11 protein-coding genes are annotated in these 6,453 nt (G+C 41.6%); 2 read left to right on the top strand and 9 right to left on the bottom strand.

Annotated elements, in window-relative coordinates:
• The 5 genes from LGZ99_RS22965 to LGZ99_RS22945 form a co-directional block, all read right to left on the bottom strand.
• A partial coding sequence (locus LGZ99_RS22965; RefSeq protein WP_262979697.1) for a DNA circularization N-terminal domain-containing protein occupies nucleotides 1–383 on the bottom strand: 383 nt, incomplete at its 3' end.
• Between the two features lie 112 nt (nucleotides 384–495).
• Nucleotides 496–786 carry a helix-turn-helix domain-containing protein gene (locus LGZ99_RS22960; RefSeq protein ID WP_262979696.1) on the bottom strand — a complete coding sequence of 97 codons (291 nt, stop codon included), beginning with the start codon at nucleotides 784–786 and terminating at the stop codon, nucleotides 496–498.
• Between the two features lie 2 nt (nucleotides 787–788).
• The gene (locus LGZ99_RS22955) at nucleotides 789–1,100 is read right to left on the bottom strand and encodes a type II toxin-antitoxin system RelE/ParE family toxin (protein WP_262979695.1); all 312 of its coding nucleotides are present in this window, start codon (nucleotides 1,098–1,100) and stop codon (nucleotides 789–791) included.
• 125 nt (nucleotides 1,101–1,225) lie between these two features.
• Entirely contained in the window at nucleotides 1,226–2,116 is an 891-nt protein-coding gene (locus LGZ99_RS22950) for a phage antirepressor N-terminal domain-containing protein (protein ID WP_262979694.1), read from the bottom strand.
• 64 nt (nucleotides 2,117–2,180) lie between these two features.
• A complete protein-coding gene (locus tag LGZ99_RS22945) occupies nucleotides 2,181–2,336 on the bottom strand; it encodes an Arc family DNA-binding protein (RefSeq protein ID WP_157890154.1) in 156 nt (51 codons plus the stop codon).
• Nucleotides 2,337–2,456: 120 nt separating this feature from the next.
• Here LGZ99_RS22945 and LGZ99_RS22940 point away from each other — a divergent pair, with 120 nt between their 5' ends.
• Both LGZ99_RS22940 and LGZ99_RS22935 read left to right on the top strand, forming a co-directional pair.
• Nucleotides 2,457–2,699 carry an Arc family DNA-binding protein gene (locus tag LGZ99_RS22940; RefSeq protein WP_262979693.1) on the top strand — a complete coding sequence of 81 codons (243 nt, stop codon included), beginning with the start codon at nucleotides 2,457–2,459 and terminating at the stop codon, nucleotides 2,697–2,699.
• Between the two features lie 28 nt (nucleotides 2,700–2,727).
• Nucleotides 2,728–3,066, top strand: coding sequence for a hypothetical protein (locus LGZ99_RS22935; protein WP_262979692.1), 339 nt, complete (start codon nucleotides 2,728–2,730; stop codon nucleotides 3,064–3,066).
• Between the two features lie 50 nt (nucleotides 3,067–3,116).
• Here LGZ99_RS22935 and LGZ99_RS22930 read toward each other — a convergent pair whose 3' ends face one another.
• The 4 genes from LGZ99_RS22930 to LGZ99_RS22915 all read right to left on the bottom strand — a co-directional run bounded on the left by LGZ99_RS22930 (nucleotide 3,117) and on the right by LGZ99_RS22915 (nucleotide 6,336).
• Complete coding sequence (locus tag LGZ99_RS22930; RefSeq protein ID WP_262979691.1) at nucleotides 3,117–3,515, bottom strand: hypothetical protein; 399 nt, start codon at nucleotides 3,513–3,515, stop codon at nucleotides 3,117–3,119.
• Nucleotides 3,516–3,625: 110 nt separating this feature from the next.
• The gene (locus LGZ99_RS22925) at nucleotides 3,626–5,545 is read right to left on the bottom strand and encodes a hypothetical protein (protein WP_262979690.1); all 1,920 of its coding nucleotides are present in this window, start codon (nucleotides 5,543–5,545) and stop codon (nucleotides 3,626–3,628) included.
• Between the two features lie 114 nt (nucleotides 5,546–5,659).
• Nucleotides 5,660–5,953 carry a phage tail assembly protein gene (locus LGZ99_RS22920; protein WP_262979689.1) on the bottom strand — a complete coding sequence of 98 codons (294 nt, stop codon included), beginning with the start codon at nucleotides 5,951–5,953 and terminating at the stop codon, nucleotides 5,660–5,662.
• A 14-nt stretch (nucleotides 5,954–5,967) separates the two neighbouring features.
• Nucleotides 5,968–6,336 carry a phage tail tube protein gene (locus LGZ99_RS22915; protein WP_262979688.1) on the bottom strand — a complete coding sequence of 123 codons (369 nt, stop codon included), beginning with the start codon at nucleotides 6,334–6,336 and terminating at the stop codon, nucleotides 5,968–5,970.
• Nucleotides 6,337–6,453 lie beyond the last annotated feature (117 nt).

Below are 6,453 nucleotides of genomic sequence, written 5' to 3'. Positions count from 1 at the left end.
TCATTTACACGCAGGCCCGACTCAGTGACACTAACTGTCAGTTCTCCAAGCGTGGGGTGTATCAGCGTACCACTAACGCCCTCTTCACACGCTGCAACCAAATTATTACGCTGAGTTATAACATCCGGCGCTGAATAAACTTTGCTATCTTGAATGATGAAACCGCGAAGGGTGATTTTTCGACTACTGCGCCCTAAGTCTTCAATCCAGGCTGTATCACGGTACGGATATTCATGTACAGCCTGACGCCTACCGAAAACGCTTTCACCCGATACTATGGCAAATGGCACACCGCGGAATGAAGCCGGGTGTAAATGTTCTGACCATTTCCACTCTTGATCTTTACCCAAAAATGATGAAATGGCGTCTTTGATAAATGGCATATCACCACCTTGTGCTTTGGATACAAAAAAACCGCAATTAAGCGGCGGTGTGGTGGATTTTAAGTAAAAAAGCCTCGCTGAAACGAGGCTGAGGAATTCCTATGCGCTCTATTTACATAGATAACGCCTTTAAAACATGAACCGGATCTTTCTCTATTGCCTTCAACAGGGCTTTTGCTGGTCCGGTTGGCTCACGCCTTCCCTGTTCCCAGTTTCGCAGAGTTCCAACATTAACGGAAATTAACTTAGCAAAACCGGTCTGAGTTAAACCGGTTGTCTGGCGAATATTCTTTACTTTTACTGCTTCAACGTGAGTTTCACGAGAGGCAGCACGCTCGCCATTAATAATTTCGTTCATCTGTGTCATGCTTTCAGTTAGCCTGGAAAATAACTTACTGTCCATTGTTACCACCCCTCATTTAGTGCTCTCAAGACTTTCTTTTCTGATTCACTAAGGTCATCCTTGATACCTTTTTTGTAAATCAGTAACAGTCTGATGTGTGAGACATCTACTTTATAGTAATAAATAATACGCACACCACTCCGCTTACCTTTACCACTAGATGCCCATCTGACTTTACGTAAGCCACCAGTGTGTTGGATAACATCACCAGCAATAGGATTGTCTGTGAGATATTGCTGAAATTCACGATATTCATCGTCACTTAACAACTCTTTACAATCTTCAGTGAAGATATGGGTCTCAATAAATATCATGTCTTAGTGCGCCATTGGTGTACATTTTGGTGATAATATACGTTTTGCCGGGATAAGTCAATGGCGCACATATAGCATTATATATCATGTGGGTATATTTTAAATTTGCCATCCTTGGCTTGGGGTTAAAATGAACTGTTAGGGATTCTCAGGTTATGCAATAACCGCCAGTCACTGCCAGTAAACGATGCACATTCAATATGCGCCGTCTCTCTTTCCAATAAGAGCCGGGCTATTTTCATGTTTCGTGGATATTCACGTGACATTGAATAATATTTACCTTCAAGCTTATGTTCTGCCGCTCTCAGAATGGGATAAACATCAGATATTGAACTAATCATCTCAACAGCATCTCGCCATAACCAGCAAAGACTACACAGCTCATCATCTGTGAATTGAATTTTAGTTGGTGCTGGTAACTCCTGTTGTTTACCAAGATACTCACCCTCTAATACAAGCTTATGAACACACTCAACAGCTTCTGTTATCTTTTCAGCAGGCAATTGATCGATATGAGAGACGTTAAAACGCTGATGAATGAAACTATAAGCCTCCGGGTACATCAACCCCTTTTTACCCACCAGCATGTTTACAGCATCACGCAGAGGTGTGCGCTCGTCTGTTGTGGTTTTGGTCTTCTTAGTTACTTCGCCCTTGGTCCAGTACTCATAGAGAACATCGTCACATTCATCCTGGTACTGGATCACCCTGTCACGGATCTCAGGCTTAACTTTGTTTGGGCTGATAGTATTTAGCCAGCCTGCTAGCTTGCGGAGGGCAAGGCAAATCATATCTCGCTTTTTACCATCTGCGGCAACTATCACGATTTCCGTGATGGTTGATTTAAATCTTTGTTTTAACTTCTCATATTGAGACTGCCAAGCCAACCCCATACCGTCAACAATGGGTTTCATTGGAACATATGGCTCGCCGTTATGGTTAACTACGTAAAGGTTGTCACCATAGAACGGCACGTTGATAGTGTTATGTGTTTCATTAATTGCTATACTTGTCATGTCGGTTTTCCTCTAAGATTTCCGGCTTCTATAAACCCCATTGGTGCCAGCCTTTGGGGTTTTGTCATTCTGGGATTACTATCCCTTCATTTTTTAGTGATTCCTTCACTCTCCGAAGAATTTCCTTACTCAAAGATCTATCACCTGCATCAGCTATCGATTGAAGAATCTCTTTTAACTTTGTCGGCATCCGAACAGATACGGGTTCAGCCACTTTCATTAACATCTCCTTTGTATGCTTTTGTATGTGGTATGCATACATATTAATTAGGTACGTATTGATAGTCAATAGGTACCTAATTAATCTATCTTGTAGTTAACTGAATAATAGAAACTCATAATGACCAAGCGACCATATAAGCACCCTCAAGTTAATTTAAGACTTCCTATTGAATTAAAAGAGGAAATAGCAAAGATTGCTGATAAAAAAGGGCGATCTCTTAATGCCGAAATGGTTGCAGCCATTGAAAATTGGGTTTCTCAAAACTCAGATATAGCTCACAAACCAAGCATAGAAGAAAGATTGGTTTCTATTGAGTTGGATGTTGAAAAAATCAAAAAACTGATAGAAATCAATAAATAGTTGATAAACTCCGCTTATGAGGTGTCTCATGGAAAAAATAAATTTTCTCGTGCAAGGATCAGCGGAAGAACCATATAAAGTCACTTTTACAAAGGATGTAAAAGATTTCCTAGCATTCTGCACTCGTCCCGCAGGTGAAAACGGAATGTACTGCAAGCATAGGATCAACATAATAAACGGAGATACCCGAAATATTGTCAGCGACAATATTCAACAGGTGGATATCATTGCAAAGCAATGGCTACCAAATTCATCCATAGAGACTGCGCTTGAAGATGTCAGAAAAGCCGAGTCTCTGCTAGATGATATAAAAAGAGCATTATCACTTGCGAAAAGGAATGTCGCTAAAGTGATGCGCGGCGGATAAAGTTTATTATCAAAGCCCCAGTCGGGGCTTACTGCAATGCCGAACCTAATCTAATAAACCAAATCATCAAGCCACTTCACAATGAACGTACCGTTTGCATATGACCCAACAAAATCCCCGCCATCTTTTGTATGAATAACCACCTTGTTTTTTGACAAAACCATAAAGCGATCTATTTCAAGCTCCCTATCACCTATGGTCACTTGTGTGATTCTGCCAGTTCCATAGCAAAGGGCATCTTTCCTTTCATAAAAATTCTGCTCAGAGCTATAACAGCCTCGGTTCACTGCATATTCCAAAGTACAAAATATAGTAAATAAGCTGATAGGAATACCAATCGCTAATACGCGCATTGTTGTCCGAAACGCTGTTTTCTTTCTTTGAAAAGATAAGCAAAATGCAATTGCAAATAAAAAAACAACAGCCACTATAATTTGCCAAATAGACACAAACACCTCTCATCCGAATCAAATGACCAATAATTATTCAGGTGCTTGATAAAATCAAGGTTAAACTGCTAAACAACATTAAGAGCGCCCCAATACGCTCTTGTGTGTGATTATGGATATTGCATGGAGGTTGTTACCCTACCCCCAGTTTTTGCATTAAATTGCTGCCGTTCCCCGGTCTTACTGTTGACCAGTGTAATTTCAACCTGAAATTTGTTTTCCCCTATAGCTGTCTGAATGGCCTCAGCCATGTTCTGAGCAAGCTCACTATTATCTGTTTGATTGGCAAAAATGGAAGCAGGTCTTTTATCAGATTCAGGCAGCGCGGGTTGATTCATCATACGCTGTTGATTCAGATAATATTTGTCACGCTTCCCCTGCCATTTTGGGTCAAAGATAGCAGCGGTTATTGCATCTGTGATTTCCTTTTGGCTAAACGGTTGCTGACCATGATTTTCTTGTTTTATCACGGCATTAATCAGTTTTTCCAGCACTTTCGGGTTGTGCATATCTAACTGTTGATTGGGAAGAAAGCCTGTCTCGTTTGAGACAAAGTTAATATATGCCTGCGTATTATTTCTATCTATACCTCCAGCAGGTGCATGCTTGCTAATAACATCATTAATGGTATTAATGCCACGATCCCCCCACAGCATTAACTGTCGACTAAGAGCAGCATTACCATCGTGGCTATTGTCGAATTTAGCAAACATGCCACTTTGTCCCCGTACTTTCCCTGTTGCGTTCGGCGCAGCCCGCAAATTACCGGGATTGTTGTTTCTCAAACCAAACGAATCTTTTACTGGTTTCCCGTAAGGATCGGGGTATTTTGGAGGTTCTATTTTTAGTGGTTCTACTTTTTGTGGTTCTGGAATTTTTGGTGGCTGAGGAATAGTTTCATATCTAAGCTTCTGCGCCTCCCATTGAGCACCATAATGATCATCAATTTTTTTCCCTAAACTACTGCTGGGGAACCCCCATTCAAGGAGTATCCGATCCCCAAGCGACAGACTCTTTCTAAATTCCTTATCCCTTAAAGCCCTCTCCCGCATATCATCTTTTTTATTTCCGTGATAAAACGAATTAGTGCTATCTCTGTCATACTTTAATTTTTCATTATCTTCTTGATTTTTTAAATAGTCGTAACCTCCACCTAAAACATATTTGCCAAACGCAATTTCACTTTGTGTCTTAATTCCCTCCCAGCGGGCATCCCATTCATTTTTTTTATCGTTATATTTATTTAATGCATCATTATCAGCTTGTGACCTCGTTAAACCAAATTTATCTGAGTTAGTTAATAATTTTTGATATACTTCTGGTCCTTTACGTGTCAGCGCTAATCCATGTTCATCCAGACCAATTTTTTCAGCAATGGTATTTTGAACATCAGACGGGTATTTCTGCATAGCCTGGACGACTTCTGGGAAAGTCTTATATACATCAATCGTTCCGTGCTCATTTTCATAAAGAGGAACTCCCATCTTGGTTAATTCCGCTCTAGCTTCTTCACGTCTTCCCTGTAATGGGTGGTTTAAAATCCCATAAAAACCTTCTACTGATTTTTTAGCATCATCAGCACTAACACCGATTTGCACTAACGCCCCGGCTATCCGGGTGAAATCTGGAACACTCATTGCTGAGTTTTTAGCGGACACATCCAAATCATAGGCTTTCTTTCCCATATCGTTCATTAACTGAAAGCCCTTCGATATACCATACGCAGCCATCCCTACGCCGCCAATTTTCGCCCCTATCCCCGTATATTTCGTTGCGAGTTCGCCGAAGTTTTTAAGTGGTGGAACCATATCTCCCAGGTATTGCACATTATCTTTTGCGTAACGTGACATATCACGTAACTTTGTACCGATGGTTTCTACGCCGTCAGAAGCCTCAGAACCGCCAAATTTCAACCATTCTTGAGTTTTTGCTAAATTGGGATTGAGTCCATTCAGCTTTTCATTAATTTCATCAATAACTTTCGTGACGTTCTCATCAGCATTTAATTCAAAATCGAAAGCGTTACCCATTAGACCGCTCCTTACTTATCCGATTAGCTTGATTAGCCCACCACTCAAGACGTGATCGGGTTAAGAGCCACGCATCACGCGGCCCCCACTTGTAATAAAATGTGACGTCAGCGGCTAATCGTTGCCAGCCATTGAGCGCTTCGAGTCCAAAAAACCCAAAAGAAACTCCTGGCACTGATGAAAATCACTGATTGCCATTTTTTTCAATACTGATTCCGGGATGATCGATACTAAAGAGAGCAATAGGCGCATAGCGGCAATTGAATGATTGGATTTGTTCTGCGCTTCATAAAACTGTTCAACCTGGATCAACACCGGCTCTTTCAAATCAATCTGCTCATAGCGGACTTTTCCGTCGTTACTTTCAATCGGCGTGCTTAATACGATAGTTTTAGTTTTTTCTAACATGTTGATTCTCCAAATTAATTTTCAGTAACCGAAGTGCCTTCCCAGCGTACTTCAAAAGTCGCATCTTCGCTTGCTACTTCCTGCGTGTTAACCGTCCACATCCCTTCGCCGATTATCGTCTTGCCGTTCGCCAGTTCAGCCACGATAGTGACATTGGTTTGATTATTGAAATCAGCAACGGTTGTCCCGCCACTATCACGGACTTTGCAGGAGATGAAACCCGCTTGCGGCTTCTCTTTGTAACCGTGTACGTAGTCCATGCCCGTAAGAGTCTCGCGAGTGACTGTTGAGGGACTCCAGGTGAAATCCCCCGCGACCATGATCGATATGCCGTCAACAGAGACATAAGCGGTACCCGCCAGCCTGTTTGATGTATTACCCATGTTTACCTCTTAAGCTGCCGGTTGTAAGCGGAACTGATTAAGTAGCGCGAAAACACGCAACTGATTGATGAGTGTGCCGGTCCACAGAACATCGATTCTGTTCGGATTTTGCGGATT

It is taken from the genome of Photorhabdus temperata (assembly GCF_025384845.1).
In the GTDB taxonomy this organism is placed as follows: domain Bacteria; phylum Pseudomonadota; class Gammaproteobacteria; order Enterobacterales; family Enterobacteriaceae; genus Photorhabdus; species Photorhabdus temperata.
Note: the sequence above shows the minus strand (reverse complement) of the source record. Positions and strands in the feature narration are given on the sequence as shown.